Source organism: Cupriavidus necator, assembly GCF_013141915.1.
Taxonomy (GTDB): domain Bacteria; phylum Pseudomonadota; class Gammaproteobacteria; order Burkholderiales; family Burkholderiaceae; genus Cupriavidus; species Cupriavidus necator_B.
In genome coordinates, this window is sequence record NZ_SROX01000004.1 from 387,249 (window position 1) to 403,157 (window position 15,909).

Here is a 15,909-nt window from a genome sequence, read left to right on the forward strand (position 1 = left end):
CGTCCTTGTCAGGTCGCTGGGCCAGTCGTAGGCATTCTAAGCGGATGCCTTGCGGAGTAAGAGACGCGTTTGTGGTATCTGCCATGGCGTCACGCGCTCGGTGTCGGGTAGGCGATCTTGATCAGGCGTTCCATCTCGGCCTTCTTCGCCTGGTCGCCCTGCAGATAGGCGCTCGTCCATGCCTTGTCCGACTTCAGCGAATTGATCTTCGCCTGCGCTTCGGCCGGGGACATACCGAGGCCGCCGCTCTCGCCACTGGTGTGAACCTTGTGCTCGCCCAGGCCGCGGCCGATGCTGGCGAACATCTCCAGCATGACCTTCGTGCCAACGGCGCTCTCGATTTTGCTCAGCAGCGCCTGGCGCTCGGCCTGATCCTTGGCCGGAATGAACTGCGATGCGGCGCGCTTGCCGAGCTCGAGGTTCGCATCGGCGTCCTTGCCCCAGCTCGCCACGACCTCGCCGAACTGGCGATCGGCCTCCGCAGCCTGCTGCTCGGTCTGCTGCTGCATGCCGGCGTTCTGATAGGCGTTCCACTTCTCGGCCAGCATGGCGGCCTGCTTCGGTGGGATGCCGGCTTCGTGGAACCACGCGGCGGCTTCCTTGGCGAACGTGTCAGGCTGCCCTTCCGGCACCTTGATCACGCTCAGGTAATCGTCAGCCTTCTCGGGCACGCCCATCTTCACGCGGAACGCGGAAACCTCCTCGGCCGGCGCGTCGTCGCCGGGGATGACGACGGTGCGGCCGGCACGCTCATGACCGATCAGCTTCTCGAGGTTCCAGGCGCTCTCTGCCATGGCAGCCGGGTCCTTCCACCCCTTGGCCTGCGTCCAGTTGCGGACTTCCTCGTTCTGGAAGCCGGTGTACCAGGCATCGCCACCGGTGGGCGGCGTGGCAGCGGGCGCGGCGGCAGGAGCCGGTGCCGGGGCTGCTGCAGCGGGTGCAGGCGCGCCAGCAGGGGCCGGAGCGGGTGCGGCTGCCGGAGCAGCAGCGGGCGGTGCGGAGAAGGCGGCGGCGGCGTTGTTCATTCTTCAGCTTCCTCTTTGAGTTTCAGGAGTTGGGCGTCGTCGATGTGCAGGTGCGCGATGATGCGCTGGAACATCTCTTGCCGACCGATCTGCACGGCGGTGGCAATGGGGTCCGCCTGCTGGCGGATGGTCGAGACGACCAGCGGCGATTCGCCGAAGCGGGCGAACCGTCGCAGGTCTGCCAGCACCTTGCGGCCGGCATCGGTCTGGAACGTGGCGCGGTAGTACGACCGGCGCCGCAGGATGCGATCGAGCATGCTGAGCACGGGCTACGCTCCCTCGGGGATGACGGCCGGCGCCACCTGGTTGGTGCCTGCGGTGGCCTGTGCCTGCGCGAAATCCTTGGCCGCGGACGCCGCCACCGGCGCTGCAGCCAGTAGCTGCTGCACCTGCGCTGCCTGCTCCTGCTGCCCCTTCAAGGCTGCGACCTCGTCGTCGCTGCGAATGAACCGGGCCGGCACAAGGTTAATCTCTGCAAGCTCCTGCGCCATGCCGTCGATGTCGAAGCGCAGCATGACGCCCGGGTCAATCTGTGCCAGAGGCGCCACCGCCTGAATCGTGTTCAGGATGCCGACGCCTACGCCGGCGCGCTGCGCTTGGTTCAGCGGCCCCTGGTACTTGACGTTGACGTTACGGCCGCGATCGCGCAGCACCTGCGGCATCGGCGGCAACGCCCCGCTGGCAGCCAGGATGTCGATCTCGCGCTCGGTGGTCGGCCCCAGCATTTCAGACTGGATGCGCCCCATCGGAGGCCCCAGCAGCTGGCCCTTCTCCTGCGCGCGCAGCATCGCCTCGGTGGCGGTGATCGTCGGCTCTTCCACCAGGATGCGGAACAGCGTGACGAAGAAGGCGTCATTGATGGCCTCGCGGCGCTGGTTCATCATGTCCAGCCCGATGTCGACGCGGCCCTGCGTCTGGAACGGGATCGCCATGGCGCGGCCTTGCGTGTCGACGTAGCCATAGTTCAGCGCGTTGGAGCGCACGTTGAACGCGGCCAGGCTGGCGTCCTCGGTGAGCATGATCGGCGGCGCAACGACCATCTGGCCAGCGCGCAGCACGGTCTTGCTCATTTCGTTGAGCATCTTGATGTCCGGCAGCACCGCCATGGCCGGCGAACGCCCATAGACCTCGCGCGGGCTGGTCTCGAAGCGCGGTACTGCGAACGGGAATCGGCGGAAGCCGCCCTCTTCTACCGTCGATCGCGTCTCGAACTCGATGTAGCAGGAAGAGAAGTCCATGCCGCGGTGATCGCGCCGGCTGGCGTCGTAATCCTCGTTCGGACCAACGCAGTGCAGGAACCAGAACTTGCACAGCGGGTCCTTCTCCAGCGCGCGCCGGATGCCCTCGGACAGCTTGTCGGTACCGAACTTCTTGGCCGCCTGCTCTGCGGTGAACTGGAACTTCCGGTGCAGCCGGTTGATCGAGCCGTGCTCGTCCTCGGAGACATAGCACTCGGCCAGCGGCAGCGACTTGTACCGGATGCCCTTGCCCAGCGCATCGTCGATGAACAGGATGCCGGTGCCGAAGGCGCCGTCGTCGAGGATCACCTCGGACGACTGGCTGATGAAGTTGGCCTGGGCAGCGTAGCGGGCCTTGAACACGGCATCGTTCACCGCCTCCAGGTATCGCTTCACCTCGGGGTTGTCGTCCAGTTCCTCGTCGCCCGTCGTCAGGGACTGGTACTTCTGCGTGTGCGGCATCGTGAAGCTGATGACCGCGGCGGCGAACTTCGGCAGGGCCAGAGGCGCGGTGGCATCGAAGATGCGCTCGTTGCGCTTGTCGCCGTCTGGTCGCTCCTGCTGGAACAGGTTCTGCGTGGGGCGCACGCGCTCGGCGACCTCACGCCAGTGTCCCTCCCAGATGCCTCGCCGGGATGCCATCTGCTCATGCAAGCGGATGAGTTCGTTGGCGCGCTCGTCCATGATCAGCCGCCTTCGTTCGCAGGGATGCCGACGGCGTGGGCGTTGACCGCCGTGGCCGTGGTGATGGCAGCGCGGATCTGGCCAGCCGGCGCAGCGAAGTTCGCGGTGCCGTTCGCGGTCAACGAGATCGGCGTGGCCGTGCCCTCGACGTTGAGCGGCAACCACTTGCCAGCCGGCGACAGTTGCTCCAGCGCGACGTTACCGCCGCCGAAAGTCGCATCGACCATCAGCAGGCCACGGCCACCTGGCCAATCGGCACCGGCGCCCGTTGCGCTGGCGTTGCTTGCGAGTGCGAGTTGTACGCGTCGTGCCATGATCAGCTCCCGAGCAGGCGCGCTGCGCCGGTTTGAGGTTGGGTCGCCGCGGACTTCTCGCCGCCGGCAAGGATCGTCGAGGCCATGCCGCGGCGCTGTCGCAGCGCTGCTGCGTCGATGTCGCCCTGCACTGCTGCGTTGTCGACGGTGGGCGGCGGCGGCGCCGGCGGAGGTGGTGCCGGCTTTGCAACGCTCGGCTTGCTGAACAGTGCCGTCATGATCTGCCCCTTCAAAAGTCGGTTTGATAGTCGGTGATCGCAAACGAAGGGCGATTCGCCACTGGTTCTCGCTTGACAATCGCCTTACCTTCACCTGCACCGATCATAAGATACTGGTCCGCATCACAAACGTGCGAATACATGTTTTTATTTGGCACGTCCTGGTAGCGCTCGGTGCCGCTGACCTGCATGCGCTTGTAGTGGTAGCCGCCCATGTAGCCCTTGCGCAGGACCGTGCAATCCGGGTGGATCAGCATACCGGGCTCGCCGTCGATCAGACGCGTCATCGGATCGCGCGCGGCCTCGATTCGCAGCGTGGGCGAGTTCGTGTAGGCGGGCAACGCCTTCACGCCGTGGGCCTCGAGCAGCTGGAACGTATTGCGCTCTTCCTCATCGCCGCCCTGGGACGCGTTGCCGGATGGATCGCCAGTGATGCTGCCGATCTTGAAGTTCGGATACTGCTCGGCCAGGTGCTTCTTGATGAGGCCGGCGAAGCGGATGATGCCCGCGCGATCGGTCACGACCTCGCTGCGCTTGCGCCACTGGCCGTTCGGCATGCGCTGGGCGAACACGGCAGCCGGCGTCAGCCCAAAGTCCATGCCGACGTGCAGCAGCAGTCGCGGGTTCGCCTCGAACGGGCGGCAGTGCAGCGTGTCGCTGTACTCCGGGTAGACCACCTTGCCGTCCATGACGAAGCCATACTGGCCATCGACATAGACCTTGATCCACTCCGGCTTCTTGCCGGCGCAGGCCTTCAGGTAGTAGCCGGGATCGAGGTTGTGCGTGTTCTCGGCGTTGGGCGCGCGGCCACCAGGCTGGGCGAACCATGCAAACAGGCTCTGATCCTGCCGAAGCGAACCCAGCTCGCGCAGCTTGCCCTCCAGCTCCGCATTCGTCTCCAGATCCTCCTGCGACGGCTCTTCCGCCATCCGGTACCACCAGTGATCGGTGTCCGGCGGGTTCGTGTCCATCAGGATCTGGGGGTCGGTGCAGCCGCCCTCTTCCCGCCGCGGATAACGGCTCACGCGGCCGGTCAGCCCGTCGAGCACCGCCTTCGGCACCTCGCGCGCCTCGTTGACCCACGCGTCTGACAGCTCCAGCGACAGCAGCTTGCGCACGTCGTCGGGCCGATCCAGCGCGATAAAGATCACTTCCCAGTCGATCTTCTGCGCCGCGTCGACGATGTGGTGCGTCGGCGGGCTGGTGTCACGGTAGTTGCCGTAGCTCTGCGGAATCCACTGGTGCCAGGTCTTGATCGTGGTGGTGCGCAGCTCGGCGTAGGTGTTGCGGATGATCGCGGTGCGCCGGCGAATCCAGCCGTCGCGCTGGCGCTTCTGCTTCTGCAGGTTGCGCACCAGCTTCATGACGCAGCACACGGACTTGCCCGAGCCGACGGGGCCCCGGATGCCGGCCACAAAGGCGTCGGACAGGATGAACGCCTTCCCGACCGGGCCCGGCGGCTTGTAGTGGATCTCGTTGCCGGTCGAGCCGGTCAGATCCTGGCTCATTGCGCGCGGTCCCCTGGCAGCACAGTGCGGCCATCGCCCGGCACAACAGGCCGCGTCAGGTTGGCGTCGCGCACGCGCAGCTTGCCGGCGCGCACGGCGAAGAACTTGGCGCACTCGGTCACTGCGGTGATGAACCCGCCGAAGTCATCGAAGTAGCCGGTGAACTGGCATTCGTTGATCTCGACGTGCAGCGTCCAGGCGCGTTCGTGCACGGGGCTCTTGCGGATGAAGATGTCGGTGATTCGCATGGGTCAGTCTTTCTTCAGGATCAGGACGACGAGCAGAACCCAGAACAACAGTTCGCCCAGGTTTATTTCTAGGGTGACGCGCTTCTCGCGCCACGCTTGGCGGATGTTCCAGTAGATGCCAGCGACGATCTCGATAAGCTTCATGGGTCAGTCCAGGTGTAGGTGAATGTGCAGCGGCGAGCTATCCCCGTCGCCGTCCTTGTAGAGGCCGAGGTGCTTCTCGAGCGCGGTGAGCGATGCACCCTTGTCGGCCAGCTTGATCTTCGTGATGCGTCCGCTCTCAGTCTCGAAGCCGGCGACAGCCGCGGCGGTGTCCTCGTCCATCTCATGCACCGCCAGCGGCGTGCCGTCGGGCTTGAACATCTTGCGTGGATCGAGGAACGCCAGGCGCGCGCGCTCCAGCAGCACGCGCTCGGCGGTGATCTCCAGCTTGTTGAGCACCTTGCCGATCTTGGCCTCGATGGCGGCCTTCACGTGAGGGTTCTGCATCAGCCGGTTACTGTGCACGCGCGCGCTGTTGGCAGAGTAGCCGGCGCGGATGCAGGCCTGCAGCGCGTTCTGGTCGACGAGGTACTCGGCCACGAAGCGCTTCATCTTGTCGTTGAGACCGTCCTTGATCTTCGGCATCACGACCCCCTAGGCAGGTCACGCCCGCGCAGCCAGTCCATCACCCGCTTCACTTCCATCACCTCTTCCAGGTCGTACAGCACGCGCCTGCCCTGACGGACGGGCCGCGGCCGGTAGTTCTTCTCGCGCGTGCGACCGATGAGTCCGTTGACGCTGAGGTTCAGCAACTCAGCGGCTTCTTCTCGACCGATCAGCACGCGCTCTTTCATGGCCTCATCCGAAAAGAGCGCTATCTGGAGGTGGCGCGTCGTCACCGGCATGTCGGCGAGGGCGACGGATGAGCGCAGTCCAGACCAGGTGCGGCCGGACTGGGAAGTTGAGGTGAGCAGGCATTGCATGTCAGTCCTGGTACTGGCGACGGCTCTCAGAATTGGGCACGACCGGCACGAGAGCTCCGTCATTGGCCACGTAGAGGGCGCCGTTCAGATAGCCCTCGGGCAGCGGGGCATCGCCCAGCTTGCCCATGGCGATGAGGCACATGATGAGCACGCCGAAGCCGACGCCGATTGCGAAGGCGCCGGCCACGGCAACGTAGACGAGGTAGGCGGTCATAGTCCTCTCCAGAAGGCGTACCAGAGAAACAGCTCTACGCCGGCGACGCATGCGCCGAGCACCAGGCCGATGGTGAATGCGATGCGGTAGGTCATGGTCAGACTCCTCGAAAGATCACGTACCAGAAAAACAGCGGAAGCATAAAAAGCGGCATGTCAGTTCTCCAACCCACACAGCCAGTCGAGGCTGCAGTCCAACACCTGGGCCATGGCGATGAGGGAATCCAGCCTCGGCACCCTGCCCCTGTTCTCGTAGCCGGTGACCATGCACACGGCAACACCCACGCGGTCAGCGAACGTCTCCAAGTCCATGCCGCGCTCCCTCCGCGCCTGCTTGAGTCGTTCACCGAACGGGGTGCTGCCGTGGGCGTGCATGGCGTCAGCCTTCGCAGGCGATCAAGCAGGCGTCCTTGATCGCGGCTTCGTGCAGCATCTGCTTCAGCAGGTAGCCTTCGAGCGCCCAGACCTTGTTGACGGCGTTCTGGCGCGCGATCTTGCGGCCGATCTCGGCATCGAAGTTATCCGGGCTGGCGCAGGCCGACTCGCCGGTCACCGTGAAGCCGTTGCGCAGCACCAGCACGCAGAAGGTCAGCAGGTCCAATTCCTTCGGCGTGGCCTGCCATTCCGGCCCCCTCGTCTCGCCCACAAGCGCTTGGCTGGCAGTGAAATAGTGCTCGCTGGCGATGACTGCCTCGATGCGATCCGGCGTGACGCGCGGCGCGGTCTTGCCCTTCGCCTGGATTTCCTGCTCGATGGCTTGGTCGTTCATGGGTCATTGCTCCTGTTGAATGCCGTAGCTCAGGATCGCCAGAGCGTCGGCATGGTTGTCGTCGATGACCTTGATGCCGCGGCGCTCGGCCTCGGCGATCATCTCGGGCTTCTTGGCACGGCCGTTGCCGGTCCAGTGCTTCTTCGCGGTGGCCACAGCCACGCCGTGCATCGGGATGTTGTTGGCCGCGCACCAGGCTTCGAGCATCGCCATGTAGCCGCCGTAGACGTGCGCTGCGGTCGTGCCGGTGTGGCTGCACACCCGCTCGAAGTACACGGCCTGCACACCGCCAGCCTCGCGTGCTGTCGCGGTCAGCCACTCACGGAAGGCGATCCAGCGCCGGCCGTTGCCGCCGAGCTTGGCCGGATCGAGGCGGAAGCTGCCGGAGCGCACAGCACCGCCACGCGGGGCCAGCGCCCAGCCGGTGGTAGTGCCGAGATCCAGGGCGAGCACGGTGAGGTTGCAGGCTGCAAATGCGCGTGCGCGCGCGATGGGTGCGGGAGCGGCGGACTCTGCGATCAGCTTCGCAAGGACCGTGGATGCACACTGGCACCCAGCGATCCCCCGCTTGGCGCAGAGTTCGCAGAAAGCTCGATCCGCCGCCGTGATCGTCTCGAACAGGTCGGTCATTGCGAGAACTCCGGCAGCAGCGACGCGGCAGTCTGCGGGCCGGTGGCCGCCGCGCGCGTCTCGGGTTGTTGGGCCTGGGGGATGCCGTTCACACACTCGCGAAACAGCGTGTTGCGCAGGCGCATGGCCCACAGCGGCAGGTGCTCGGCCTCATCCCGCTCGACGAAGCGCTCGACCATCTCGCCGGTGTGGCGGTCCCGGTACGGGTGGGCCAGCGTGACTTTCATCGGCACCAGGTCGGGCCGGCCGATCTTGGGCATGTACATCGCCGCGGCGTGCGCCCAGCCCTTGAACGGGTCAGTGTTCATCGCCCGGTGCGTGGCGCGGATGAGCTTGATGCGCTGGTTCAGCCTGGCGGTGACCTCCTGCCACTGAGTGATGTCGGCGAAGGCGTGGCAGTCGCAGACCCAGTCGGTGCCGACCTTGATGCCGGCCCACATCGGGCAGCCGTAGGCGGAGCACTGGCCGGGCTTGTGGCGGTGCGCCGGGACGTCTGGCGCATTCATCGGGGTGCGGTCGAGGGTCATGTGATTCTCCAGCCTTTTCCAGCGTCAGGCGGCGACGCGTGATTGCGCTTCGATGGCCTGCTGGATGCGGGCCTTGAACGCGTGCGTGTCCTCACCGGGGCGCGCGTCGGGAATGCCAAGCTCGCGGGCTTTCGCGCACATGGCCTCATTCGTTCGCCACCAGGCATCCTGCGGTTTCGGTCGCGGCGCTGGCGGGTTCAGGATCTCGGCCAGAATCGGCTGCAGGTAGTTCGGGCTGATCGGCTGCGGCGCGGGCTTGCGGTCCCGAGCGATCTCGACCGCAGAACGCAGTTGGTCGTCCGTGGCGCCGGTGTTGGCGAAGGTCATGGCCATCGGGTGAGCACCGGTCATGGGCGAGACACCCAGCGAGCGGAGCAGGACAGCGACCTGGACGTGCCTTTCGGCCTCGCCTTCAGGCTCAGCGGCGCGCGACTGAGGGACGTTGTTATGCTGCTGCTCTTGGTTTTTTACTTCTCCCTTACCTGTCCCTTCCCTTACCTGTCCCTTAAGAGCTTTTTCTGGCGGAGTTCCGTCGGAATAATCTTCGAATCCAGCGGAAGGCGGCTTCGTTCCACCGGAATCATGTTTCTTTTCCGCCGGAACGATCTTCGATTCCAGCGGACGCCCCATTGATTTCCACTCATCGAACGACGGCCAGACGACGGAAGGCAGCCCGCTTTCCTCGCGCTTCTTGTTCAATTTCCGGAGGCGGTCCACCAGCTTGTCGTATGCGTGCTGGAGCTTAGAGTCCCACGATTCGCGTGCTTTCTCGCACACAACGGGGTGGTAAAGACGTTCGTCGGCGCATTTAATCCAGCCACGCAATGCGCCTTCCTTGATCTTCAGCCACTCGCCAACAGCACGGCCATAGCCAGCCAGTGAGGCAAGAGAGCGATCATCGTTGGGGAGGGATCCGGCGGGCACCTGGTGCCAGGCCGCGCACCACAGCATCACCGCGCTGCGGAATTCCTCGCCGCTCACCATGACGGCGATGTCGCTATCACGCAGACGCACAACGTCGAGGGGCATGAATTGGAAATCGCGCAGATCGCAGTCGGCCGGCGTAAGAGGTTCAGGCAAATCCGTCATGTCACCCCTGCCCGCCCATCCGCTGGAACTGGCGCGCTTCCAGATACTTCAGCGCCATGCTTTCCAGGGCATTCAGCTCAATGCGATCCACCACCATCGAATCGGTCGGAGCAATCTGCAGGCCGACCGCGGCGAGCAGTTGGGACCAGCGCTGCAGGTCTTCGAGCGTGCGGCTGATGGTGCTGGCCGACACGCCCATGCAAGTCGCTGCATGCGCCTGTGTCACACGTGCAACCGCGCGCAAGACCTCGGCCTCGTTGCGTGCACTGAGCTTCCGTGTGCTTTCAAGCTGTTCAGCCGAAACTGATTCCGTGCTCATGACGGGCTCCGGTCAGGCGGCAACAGCCTGGCCCCAGATATCGGGGCGCAGATCAGCGAGCTTCAGCCGAGGCTCAGCGGCAACGAGCTTCAGCGCCAGGGTCGTGCCGGTTTGGCGATGGCCGTTGGCGCAGAGGCGGAGGTACTCCTCGGACGTGCCGATCTTCTCCGCGAGGGCGCGGCGCTCCTTCGGCTTAGTCGCTTCGAAATAGGCTTTCAGGTCCATTGTTCTGTCCTGCAAAAGTGGTTTGCAGGAGAACTATAGCACAGTGATACGGTAAATCAATCTCCGTGCTTGTATATCAAGGTGAATGGAGTCGCTAATGTCCGCAACCATGCAGAAGGTCAAAACGAACGCGGAAATCAGGCGGGAGAACGCCAGGCTCCTGGCCAACGAAGTGGGCCAGCCGGCCGATCTCGCACGCCGATTGGGTATGTCGGATTCACAGATGGGACAGCTGATCGGGCGCAACCCGGTCCGGAACATCGGGCCACGGGTCGCGCGGCGGATTGAAGAGGTGTGCGGCAAGCCAGAAGGCTGGCTCGACGTCGAGCACTTTGAAGTGGAGCCTGGGTCGCTCCGTGATCTGCAGTTGCAGGAGGCCCGCCGGATCCTGGAGGGCATGTCCGATGCTGATTTGTCCCAGGCACTGGGCTGGCTGCAGGCCCACGCCGGGCCCACGCAGGCGCGCGAGCATGCACCGATCCGGTTCAGCGGGGCCCATGTGGCCTCAAAGCACCGCGCCGTAAAGTGATTCTTAAATCAGATTTAAGCACCACTTTGTAGCGTTACGCTTGAGTCGTATGCCTTAATTACCCCACAAAAGGCGGGCCACCCGGAGTCCGCATTGTCGGGGTCACATGTCCAATGTCATTGATCTGGCGCAGCATCGTGCACAGCGCGCGAGGCCGCCAGACGAGGGATCCACGCAGAAACACGCCATCCTGATCGAGCTGCAACCCGACGGCAGCTACGAGGTCACGATCAGTGGCGCCTACGCAGAATCCCTCCCCAAAGCAGTCCATCACCTGGCCGACGTTATCGTTCGGCTAACCCCCTCCCTCTCTCACTGAGGCTTTAGCAGCCAGTGCGCAGCCGTGCGCATTTACTCAATCATGTTGCTTGCCTTTTCTGTATCGTCTTGCTACAGTAGCTCCATCAAAGCGAAACACCCAGGAGCGAGCGATGCCCCTTCAAGCCTTCACCCAGACCGAGCGCATGGTTGCGCGCTGCCTGGCCAATGACCCGGTCAACTTCTGCAACGGCTTCGACTGGGACGCCTGCGATTACATGGTTGCGGTGGCGTCGATGGTGGCGCGCGGCGACCTGAGCGACGAGGCGCTGCTGTCGATGGCCCGCGAGGTTCTGCAGCAGTACCTGCGCGACACGAAGGCCGCCACGGTGTCGGCAGAGCAGGAGTTGGAGGCCGCGGTGCGCAACGCCGAGGCGAGCTTCCGCCAGATGCAGCGCGAACTGCCGGCGCAGGCGCGGATTCATCGCGGAGTGGTGGCATGAGCGCGACCTGTGAGTGCAAGTGCAAGGTCTGCGGCGTCATGTTCACGGCGCGCGTGGCGGATCGTAAGCGTGGCTGGGCGAAGTGCTGCGGAAAGCGCTGCGCGGCGATCAAGCGCGAGCGCAGCACCGGCACCTACCGCAGCAACATGGCGCGCATCGCCGCCGGCCGCGCGCGCGAGGCATACGGGGCGGACACCGGCGAGGGCTACTTCGCCGATGCGCACCTGTTCAGCAACGAAGAACACGACTGCAACAAGGGGTAAGCCATGACCGCCCAACAAGCAGCCGAGCGCCAGGCTCGCCACGAGCGCCTGATCGGAGAGCTGGTGGCAGCGCTGGAGAGGGCAGCGAATTCCGCGGGCTTTCAGTACATGACCTACGAAACACGCGAGGCAATCGACGCCGTCCTCGCCCGCGCCAAGGAGCAGCAATCGTGAGACTCGCGCACTACGGCAACGCGCACTACCCGTACAGCACGGCGGAACTGCAACACGTGGTCGACGACTTCGGCGTCGAGCACCGCGTCGACTGGCAGCGCAACGAGCAACTGTTCTGCGAGCCGGCCTACCAGCTGGCGCTGCACTACCTGGACGGCCACGCCGACCCCGATTTCCATGCATACGTCTGGAGGAAGCAGTGATCCACCCCGACGACCCGACCTACCAGCGCATCCGCCGCAACAACCAGCGCCTGCGCACTGCCACCTGGATCGCCATCGGCGTGCTGCTGCTGGCGAACGTACTGAAGTTCTTCGGACTGTGAGGCTGACCATGATCCCGAACAACCGCTTCGAAGTATGGCTGGAAGAGAACCCGATCCTCGGGGATGTGCTGATCACCGCCGTGCTGTTTGGCGCCATGGCGCTGGCGGGGTGGATTGATGCGCCGCTGATTCCCCGCTGACCAACCACAACGCGCGGCCGAGTCTCGCGCAGGAGAGCAACCATGAACGAAGTCACCACCACCCAGCAGTTCGACCTGTCGCCGCGCAGCATGGCGGAAGCCCTGCAGTTCGCGGAGCGCCTGGCCGATTCCTCCATCGTGCCCAAGGATTTCATGGGCAAGCCCGGCAACGTGCTGGTGGCGATCCAGTGGGGCATGGAGCTGGGCCTGAAGCCGATGCAGGCCATGCAGAACATCGCCGTCATCAACGGCCGCCCGTCGCTGTGGGGCGATGCAGTGCTGGCGCTGGTGCTGTCGTCGCCGCTGTGCGAGTACGTCAACGAGTACGACGACAACGGCACCGCGGTCTGCGTGGTGAAGCGCAAGGGCCACGAAGAGCACGTCGAGCGCTTTGGCGATGCCGAGGCGCAGAAGGCCGGGCTGCTGGGCAAGCAAGGCCCCTGGACGCAGTATCCGAAGCGCATGAAGAAGATGCGCGCCCGCGCCTTCGCCCTGCGCGACAAGTTCGCCGACGTGCTGAAGGGCATCCCGGTTGCGGAGGAACTGCAGGACTACCCGGTCAACGTCGAGCGCGACATCACGCCCCGCGCGCGTCCCGCCGAGATTGCCGCCGCCGCCCTGCCGCAGCCTGCTGAGCGTACCGAAGACCTGCAGCAGATCATCGGCGATCTCGAATTCATCGCGCAGGAAGGCGGGCCGGACTCGCTTGCTGATGCCTGGGGCGGCAACGCGACGCTGCCGTGCGGCGTGAAGCTGACGGCCCAGCACCGCAAGGCCATCGGCCAGGACGAACTGAAGCGCCTGAAGGCCATCGCCGAGCCGGAAGTCACCGACGCAGAACAGCAGGAGCCGAACCATGACTGAGCCGCTGCAACGCACCGACGAATGGCGCCGCGCGCGCGCCGGCAAGATCACGGCCAGCCGCTTCGCTGACGTGCTCGCCATCAAGCGCGATGGCACGCCGGCCGTGGCCCGCGCCAAGTACATGCGCGAACTGGCGTTCGAGCGCCTGTCGGGCGAGCCCATGCACGAGGTGTTCGGCAAGGCGCTGACGTGGGGCACCGAGGTCGAACAGTACGCCCGCGAGGCGTTCGAGCTGGAGACGGGCCTGATCGTGGAGCCGGCCGACTTCGTGCTGCACCCCGAATACCCGTTCATCGGCTGCAGCGCTGATGGCCTGATCGGCAAGACTGGCGGCTATGAGTCGAAGTGCCCCATGGATGAGTCGGTGCACATCCAGACCTGGCTGGAGGGCATGCCAGTCGACCATATCCCGCAGGTTCAGGGCTGCATGCTCGTGACTGGCCGCCAGTGGTGGGCCTTCACCAGCTACGACCCGCGCGCATGCGAGCGTCTGCGCCTCTATCACCAGCGCATCGACCGCGACGAAGGCTACATCGAGAACCTGAAGGCCAAGCTGCTGGCGTTTGAAGCCGAGCTTCAGCAGATGGTCGATGAACTGACGCGCAAGTCCGCATAGAACCCCCTTGCGGCCGGGTTTTCAGAGGCGCCCGGCTGCCCTTTTATTCCCCACCGGAGATAGCTGATGTTCGAAATCGTCAACGCTCAGCCCGTCAAGCTCGCGAACTACAACCCGCGGTCGGAGAAGCATGGCAAGCAGCATAAGCCGGCCGCCGATCTGATGATCGAAGCTGGCATGAGCGCCAGCGCGCTGGACCTTCTGCAGCCCGGCCTGCGCGAGTCGCTGTACAAGGCGGCCGAGGACCAGGCTGACCTGGTTGAGCCGGACCGCAATGCGCTGACCGCGCGCCGCTTCCAGCGCATGAGCCCGTTTGCCTGGGGCTGGGAAGGCAAGGGCTACATGCTGACAATTGACTACGGCCTGGGCGGCGACAGCAACATCGAGCTGGACGACTGCACCGTCAAGGACGTGCGCATCTCCCCGCAAGAGGGCGGCACCGTGCTGTTCAAGTTCCGTGTGGTGGCCCATCCGGATGAGCACGACAGCGGCATCCTCACCCACCGTATCCAGCAGGAAATCACGATCACGCTCCGGGCGCCCGCGCCGCAGACGGTGGGCGAACTGTTCGGGGAATCGCCGGAGCCGCAGCAAGAGCCGGAAACCGAAGAGCAGGACTGATTCATCGAGGCCCCGCCCAGAGCCGGTACATGCCCACCGAGGCAGATGGACACGGCGGCGGCCTCACCTTTCACAGCGAGCACGACCATGCCTGACATCATCGAACGCCTCGAATCTCACAACTGCTACTGCGAGGACAGCGACTCGCGCCAGCTCCGCAAGGACGCTGCCGCCGAGATCCGAGAACTGCGCCACAAGGCCCAGCAGCTCGAAGCGCTGATCCAGCGCCGGGTGTCGCAGAAGATGCAGCGGAGGGTGGCGTGAGCTACTTCGACACCCTATCCAAGCATCAGCAGGCGTACAGGGCCAAGCGCGAGCAGCAGTATCAGCAGGCTCTCGACTGCATCAAGGAAGCCGGCATCCGCGGCATCCACAAGAAGGGCGTGCACCGTAAGACAGGCATCCGCGAGCACGTGCTGAACCGCATGGTCGACGACATGCATGCGCGCAAGCTGATACACGTCGCCGGCTGGACGATGGAGCGCTCGACCTTTACCGCGCTGCTGGCAATCGGTGACCTGCCCGATGTTCCGCGCGTGGTTCCTACGATCACGCCGAAGGCACATAGGCAGAAGGAACGCCGCCAAGGCACCGTCGCCATGAACGAAGAAGAGCAGCTAAAGGCCGCGGTGGAGAGCAAGCACCGGGCATGGGCAAAAAACTGGAAGCCGCACCGCGATGCCGCGGCGGCGTGGTTCTGAGGGAGATTGGGATGAGCGAGAAGAGCAAAGAGCGCGAGGCGCTGACGCACGAACTGAAGTGCGACCGCGGGCCGTTTCAGGACATCCTGAGCGGCAGCAAGAAGGCCGAGGTGAGGCGCGATGACCGGGACTTCCGTGTTGGCGACAGGCTGAACCTGCTGGAGACCGTCAACACCGCCGAGCAGATGCGAGCCGGCGCGCCGCTCGAATACACCGGTGGCCAAGACCTGAAGAGAATCACCCACGTCCAGCGTGGATACGGGCTCCCTGACGGAATCGTGGTTCTTTCCTTCGACGATGACCATAGTGAGCATGCGCGCCATATGGTGGCGGGCGCAGCGGCTGGGGCGCTGACGGTGATCCGCGAGAAACTGGAGCGGTTCGAAGCATGCGCAGGCGATGACGAAGGCTGCGATATTGGCCGCGAGTGGTTCGATGCGCTCACGACTATTGGGCTGCTGGAGCGCACGCAGCGCAGCCCGGCGCTGTGGTCAATGACGCCGGCCGGTGAGGCCCTTCTCGCCGCCCAGCCCGCAGCGGATGCGCCGAAAGTGCCAGAGGGCATTCTCGATGCGCTGCGCTTCTATGCGAACGGCAGCCACTTCATCCTCTCAGACGGTACGGCGTGGGATACGGTGTCTGGTGAGCCGCCGAACTTCTGGTGCGATGAGGCCGGTACCGCGACGGTGGAGGATGGCAGCGTTGCCAAACTGGCATTGCAGGGCAAGTTCTTTACCGATCAGGAATACACCGAGCCGGCCGTCGAGGGCGAAGTGTTTGGCGCCGCCCCCGCAGAGCCTGCGCCCGCTGCCCGGCAGTGCCAATACAAGGACTGCGGCAACGATTTCGGGTGCGCGGGCTGCCCTGACCGGCAGGGTGTGGCGCTGTCGGATGAGGAAATCGAGCGCACCTTCTATCCGAGCGGCAGTGCAACGCCGAATCA

General features: G+C 64.8%; 31 protein-coding genes. 13 read left to right on the forward strand and 18 right to left on the reverse strand.

What is annotated here, in order from left to right:
• Positions 1–89 precede the first annotated feature (89 nt).
• The 18 genes from E5S69_RS11525 to E5S69_RS11610 form a co-directional block, all read right to left on the reverse strand.
• Complete coding sequence (locus E5S69_RS11525) at positions 90–1,025, reverse strand: hypothetical protein (RefSeq protein WP_171514470.1); 936 nt, start codon at positions 1,023–1,025, stop codon at positions 90–92.
• Complete coding sequence (locus tag E5S69_RS11530; protein WP_171514775.1) at positions 1,022–1,282, reverse strand: hypothetical protein; 261 nt, start codon at positions 1,280–1,282, stop codon at positions 1,022–1,024. The genes E5S69_RS11525 and E5S69_RS11530 overlap by 4 nt, the downstream gene beginning before the upstream one ends.
• Positions 1,283–1,294: 12 nt before the next feature.
• The gene (locus tag E5S69_RS11535; protein ID WP_171514776.1) at positions 1,295–2,947 is read right to left on the reverse strand and encodes a portal protein; all 1,653 of its coding nucleotides are present in this window, start codon (positions 2,945–2,947) and stop codon (positions 1,295–1,297) included.
• 2 nt (positions 2,948–2,949) lie between these two features.
• Positions 2,950–3,261 carry a hypothetical protein gene (locus E5S69_RS11540; RefSeq protein ID WP_171514777.1) on the reverse strand — a complete coding sequence of 104 codons (312 nt, stop codon included), beginning with the start codon at positions 3,259–3,261 and terminating at the stop codon, positions 2,950–2,952.
• A gap of 2 nt (positions 3,262–3,263) precedes the next feature.
• Entirely contained in the window at positions 3,264–3,479 is a 216-nt protein-coding gene (locus E5S69_RS11545) for a hypothetical protein (protein ID WP_171514778.1), read from the reverse strand.
• An 11-nt stretch (positions 3,480–3,490) separates the two neighbouring features.
• Positions 3,491–4,987 (reverse strand): phage terminase large subunit, encoded by a 1,497-nt coding sequence (locus E5S69_RS11550; RefSeq protein WP_171514779.1) that lies wholly within the window; start codon positions 4,985–4,987, stop codon positions 3,491–3,493.
• On the reverse strand, positions 4,984–5,235 hold the full coding sequence (locus tag E5S69_RS11555) for a hypothetical protein (RefSeq protein ID WP_171514780.1): 252 nt from the start codon (positions 5,233–5,235) through the stop codon (positions 4,984–4,986). The genes E5S69_RS11550 and E5S69_RS11555 overlap by 4 nt, the downstream gene beginning before the upstream one ends.
• 3 nt (positions 5,236–5,238) lie before the next feature.
• A complete protein-coding gene (locus E5S69_RS11560) occupies positions 5,239–5,379 on the reverse strand; it encodes a hypothetical protein (protein WP_171514781.1) in 141 nt (46 codons plus the stop codon).
• Positions 5,380–5,382: 3 nt separating this feature from the next.
• On the reverse strand, positions 5,383–5,862 hold the full coding sequence (locus E5S69_RS11565) for a terminase small subunit (protein ID WP_171514782.1): 480 nt from the start codon (positions 5,860–5,862) through the stop codon (positions 5,383–5,385).
• The gene (locus tag E5S69_RS11570; RefSeq protein ID WP_171514783.1) at positions 5,862–6,200 is read right to left on the reverse strand and encodes a hypothetical protein; all 339 of its coding nucleotides are present in this window, start codon (positions 6,198–6,200) and stop codon (positions 5,862–5,864) included. The genes E5S69_RS11565 and E5S69_RS11570 overlap by 1 nt, the downstream gene beginning before the upstream one ends.
• A 1-nt stretch (position 6,201) precedes the next feature.
• A complete protein-coding gene (locus E5S69_RS11575; protein WP_171514784.1) occupies positions 6,202–6,414 on the reverse strand; it encodes a hypothetical protein in 213 nt (70 codons plus the stop codon).
• 155 nt (positions 6,415–6,569) lie between these two features.
• On the reverse strand, positions 6,570–6,788 hold the full coding sequence (locus E5S69_RS11580; RefSeq protein WP_171514785.1) for a helix-turn-helix domain-containing protein: 219 nt from the start codon (positions 6,786–6,788) through the stop codon (positions 6,570–6,572).
• A gap of 4 nt (positions 6,789–6,792) precedes the next feature.
• Positions 6,793–7,182, reverse strand: coding sequence for a Gp49 family protein (locus tag E5S69_RS11585; protein ID WP_171514786.1), 390 nt, complete (start codon positions 7,180–7,182; stop codon positions 6,793–6,795).
• Positions 7,183–7,185: 3 nt separating this feature from the next.
• On the reverse strand, positions 7,186–7,812 hold the full coding sequence (locus tag E5S69_RS11590) for a hypothetical protein (RefSeq protein WP_236901280.1): 627 nt from the start codon (positions 7,810–7,812) through the stop codon (positions 7,186–7,188).
• Positions 7,809–8,339 (reverse strand): hypothetical protein, encoded by a 531-nt coding sequence (locus tag E5S69_RS11595; protein ID WP_171514787.1) that lies wholly within the window; start codon positions 8,337–8,339, stop codon positions 7,809–7,811. The genes E5S69_RS11590 and E5S69_RS11595 overlap by 4 nt, the downstream gene beginning before the upstream one ends.
• Positions 8,340–8,363: 24 nt before the next feature.
• Complete coding sequence (locus tag E5S69_RS11600) at positions 8,364–9,428, reverse strand: DUF1376 domain-containing protein (protein WP_171514788.1); 1,065 nt, start codon at positions 9,426–9,428, stop codon at positions 8,364–8,366.
• Between the two features lies 1 nt (position 9,429).
• Positions 9,430–9,747 carry a CII family transcriptional regulator gene (locus E5S69_RS11605; RefSeq protein ID WP_171514789.1) on the reverse strand — a complete coding sequence of 106 codons (318 nt, stop codon included), beginning with the start codon at positions 9,745–9,747 and terminating at the stop codon, positions 9,430–9,432.
• 12 nt (positions 9,748–9,759) lie between these two features.
• Positions 9,760–9,972 (reverse strand): hypothetical protein, encoded by a 213-nt coding sequence (locus E5S69_RS11610; protein ID WP_171514790.1) that lies wholly within the window; start codon positions 9,970–9,972, stop codon positions 9,760–9,762.
• Between the two features lie 97 nt (positions 9,973–10,069).
• Between E5S69_RS11610 and E5S69_RS11615 the strand changes: the two genes are divergently transcribed.
• The 13 genes from E5S69_RS11615 to E5S69_RS32160 all read left to right on the forward strand — a co-directional run.
• Positions 10,070–10,501 (forward strand): hypothetical protein, encoded by a 432-nt coding sequence (locus E5S69_RS11615; protein ID WP_171514791.1) that lies wholly within the window; start codon positions 10,070–10,072, stop codon positions 10,499–10,501.
• 431 nt (positions 10,502–10,932) lie between these two features.
• Positions 10,933–11,262, forward strand: a complete 330-nt coding sequence (locus E5S69_RS11625) for a hypothetical protein (protein ID WP_171514793.1) — start codon at positions 10,933–10,935, stop codon at positions 11,260–11,262.
• Positions 11,259–11,525 (forward strand): hypothetical protein, encoded by a 267-nt coding sequence (locus E5S69_RS11630; protein WP_171514794.1) that lies wholly within the window; start codon positions 11,259–11,261, stop codon positions 11,523–11,525. Before E5S69_RS11625 ends, E5S69_RS11630 begins: the two co-directional genes overlap by 4 nt.
• A gap of 3 nt (positions 11,526–11,528) precedes the next feature.
• The gene (locus E5S69_RS11635; protein ID WP_171514795.1) at positions 11,529–11,699 is read left to right on the forward strand and encodes a hypothetical protein; all 171 of its coding nucleotides are present in this window, start codon (positions 11,529–11,531) and stop codon (positions 11,697–11,699) included.
• Entirely contained in the window at positions 11,696–11,902 is a 207-nt protein-coding gene (locus E5S69_RS11640; RefSeq protein ID WP_171514796.1) for a hypothetical protein, read from the forward strand. Before E5S69_RS11635 ends, E5S69_RS11640 begins: the two co-directional genes overlap by 4 nt.
• Complete coding sequence (locus E5S69_RS32615; RefSeq protein ID WP_272871709.1) at positions 11,899–12,024, forward strand: hypothetical protein; 126 nt, start codon at positions 11,899–11,901, stop codon at positions 12,022–12,024. The genes E5S69_RS11640 and E5S69_RS32615 overlap by 4 nt, the downstream gene beginning before the upstream one ends.
• Before the next feature lie 8 nt (positions 12,025–12,032).
• Positions 12,033–12,164 carry a hypothetical protein gene (locus E5S69_RS32620; RefSeq protein ID WP_272871710.1) on the forward strand — a complete coding sequence of 44 codons (132 nt, stop codon included), beginning with the start codon at positions 12,033–12,035 and terminating at the stop codon, positions 12,162–12,164.
• 42 nt (positions 12,165–12,206) lie between these two features.
• On the forward strand, positions 12,207–13,028 hold the full coding sequence (locus E5S69_RS32155) for a hypothetical protein (RefSeq protein WP_216621291.1): 822 nt from the start codon (positions 12,207–12,209) through the stop codon (positions 13,026–13,028).
• Positions 13,021–13,644, forward strand: a complete 624-nt coding sequence (locus tag E5S69_RS11650) for a lambda exonuclease family protein (RefSeq protein WP_171514797.1) — start codon at positions 13,021–13,023, stop codon at positions 13,642–13,644. Before E5S69_RS32155 ends, E5S69_RS11650 begins: the two co-directional genes overlap by 8 nt.
• A 66-nt stretch (positions 13,645–13,710) precedes the next feature.
• A complete protein-coding gene (locus tag E5S69_RS11655; protein ID WP_171514798.1) occupies positions 13,711–14,265 on the forward strand; it encodes a hypothetical protein in 555 nt (184 codons plus the stop codon).
• A gap of 87 nt (positions 14,266–14,352) precedes the next feature.
• Complete coding sequence (locus tag E5S69_RS11660; RefSeq protein WP_171514799.1) at positions 14,353–14,529, forward strand: hypothetical protein; 177 nt, start codon at positions 14,353–14,355, stop codon at positions 14,527–14,529.
• Complete coding sequence (locus tag E5S69_RS11665) at positions 14,526–14,966, forward strand: hypothetical protein (RefSeq protein WP_171514800.1); 441 nt, start codon at positions 14,526–14,528, stop codon at positions 14,964–14,966. Before E5S69_RS11660 ends, E5S69_RS11665 begins: the two co-directional genes overlap by 4 nt.
• An 11-nt stretch (positions 14,967–14,977) precedes the next feature.
• On the forward strand, positions 14,978–15,909 hold a 932-nt coding region (locus tag E5S69_RS32160; protein WP_216621292.1), incomplete at its 3' end, for a DUF3850 domain-containing protein.

What these genes read in the sequence shown, in the direction of transcription:
- E5S69_RS11525 (WP_171514470.1), bottom strand. Translation starts at nt 1,025, where the DNA reads ATGAACAACGCCGCCGCCGCCTTCTCCGCACCGCCCGCTGCTGCTCCG.
- E5S69_RS11530 (WP_171514775.1), bottom strand. Translation starts at nt 1,282, where the DNA reads ATGCTCGATCGCATCCTGCGGCGCCGGTCGTACTACCGCGCCACGTTC.
- E5S69_RS11535 (WP_171514776.1), bottom strand. Translation starts at nt 2,947, where the DNA reads ATGGACGAGCGCGCCAACGAACTCATCCGCTTGCATGAGCAGATGGCA.
- E5S69_RS11540 (WP_171514777.1), bottom strand. Translation starts at nt 3,261, where the DNA reads ATGGCACGACGCGTACAACTCGCACTCGCAAGCAACGCCAGCGCAACG.
- E5S69_RS11545 (WP_171514778.1), bottom strand. Translation starts at nt 3,479, where the DNA reads ATGACGGCACTGTTCAGCAAGCCGAGCGTTGCAAAGCCGGCACCACCT.
- E5S69_RS11550 (WP_171514779.1), bottom strand. Translation starts at nt 4,987, where the DNA reads ATGAGCCAGGATCTGACCGGCTCGACCGGCAACGAGATCCACTACAAG.
- E5S69_RS11555 (WP_171514780.1), bottom strand. Translation starts at nt 5,235, where the DNA reads ATGCGAATCACCGACATCTTCATCCGCAAGAGCCCCGTGCACGAACGC.
- E5S69_RS11560 (WP_171514781.1), bottom strand. Translation starts at nt 5,379, where the DNA reads ATGAAGCTTATCGAGATCGTCGCTGGCATCTACTGGAACATCCGCCAA.
- E5S69_RS11565 (WP_171514782.1), bottom strand. Translation starts at nt 5,862, where the DNA reads ATGCCGAAGATCAAGGACGGTCTCAACGACAAGATGAAGCGCTTCGTG.
- E5S69_RS11570 (WP_171514783.1), bottom strand. Translation starts at nt 6,200, where the DNA reads ATGCAATGCCTGCTCACCTCAACTTCCCAGTCCGGCCGCACCTGGTCT.
- E5S69_RS11575 (WP_171514784.1), bottom strand. Translation starts at nt 6,414, where the DNA reads ATGACCGCCTACCTCGTCTACGTTGCCGTGGCCGGCGCCTTCGCAATC.
- E5S69_RS11580 (WP_171514785.1), bottom strand. Translation starts at nt 6,788, where the DNA reads ATGCACGCCCACGGCAGCACCCCGTTCGGTGAACGACTCAAGCAGGCG.
- E5S69_RS11585 (WP_171514786.1), bottom strand. Translation starts at nt 7,182, where the DNA reads ATGAACGACCAAGCCATCGAGCAGGAAATCCAGGCGAAGGGCAAGACC.
- E5S69_RS11590 (WP_236901280.1), bottom strand. Translation starts at nt 7,812, where the DNA reads ATGACCGACCTGTTCGAGACGATCACGGCGGCGGATCGAGCTTTCTGC.
- E5S69_RS11595 (WP_171514787.1), bottom strand. Translation starts at nt 8,339, where the DNA reads ATGACCCTCGACCGCACCCCGATGAATGCGCCAGACGTCCCGGCGCAC.
- E5S69_RS11600 (WP_171514788.1), bottom strand. Translation starts at nt 9,428, where the DNA reads ATGACGGATTTGCCTGAACCTCTTACGCCGGCCGACTGCGATCTGCGC.
- E5S69_RS11605 (WP_171514789.1), bottom strand. Translation starts at nt 9,747, where the DNA reads ATGAGCACGGAATCAGTTTCGGCTGAACAGCTTGAAAGCACACGGAAG.
- E5S69_RS11610 (WP_171514790.1), bottom strand. Translation starts at nt 9,972, where the DNA reads ATGGACCTGAAAGCCTATTTCGAAGCGACTAAGCCGAAGGAGCGCCGC.
- E5S69_RS11615 (WP_171514791.1), top strand. Translation starts at nt 10,070, where the DNA reads ATGTCCGCAACCATGCAGAAGGTCAAAACGAACGCGGAAATCAGGCGG.
- E5S69_RS11625 (WP_171514793.1), top strand. Translation starts at nt 10,933, where the DNA reads ATGCCCCTTCAAGCCTTCACCCAGACCGAGCGCATGGTTGCGCGCTGC.
- E5S69_RS11630 (WP_171514794.1), top strand. Translation starts at nt 11,259, where the DNA reads ATGAGCGCGACCTGTGAGTGCAAGTGCAAGGTCTGCGGCGTCATGTTC.
- E5S69_RS11635 (WP_171514795.1), top strand. Translation starts at nt 11,529, where the DNA reads ATGACCGCCCAACAAGCAGCCGAGCGCCAGGCTCGCCACGAGCGCCTG.
- E5S69_RS32620 (WP_272871710.1), top strand. Translation starts at nt 12,033, where the DNA reads ATGATCCCGAACAACCGCTTCGAAGTATGGCTGGAAGAGAACCCGATC.
- E5S69_RS32155 (WP_216621291.1), top strand. Translation starts at nt 12,207, where the DNA reads ATGAACGAAGTCACCACCACCCAGCAGTTCGACCTGTCGCCGCGCAGC.
- E5S69_RS11650 (WP_171514797.1), top strand. Translation starts at nt 13,021, where the DNA reads ATGACTGAGCCGCTGCAACGCACCGACGAATGGCGCCGCGCGCGCGCC.
- E5S69_RS11655 (WP_171514798.1), top strand. Translation starts at nt 13,711, where the DNA reads ATGTTCGAAATCGTCAACGCTCAGCCCGTCAAGCTCGCGAACTACAAC.
- E5S69_RS11660 (WP_171514799.1), top strand. Translation starts at nt 14,353, where the DNA reads ATGCCTGACATCATCGAACGCCTCGAATCTCACAACTGCTACTGCGAG.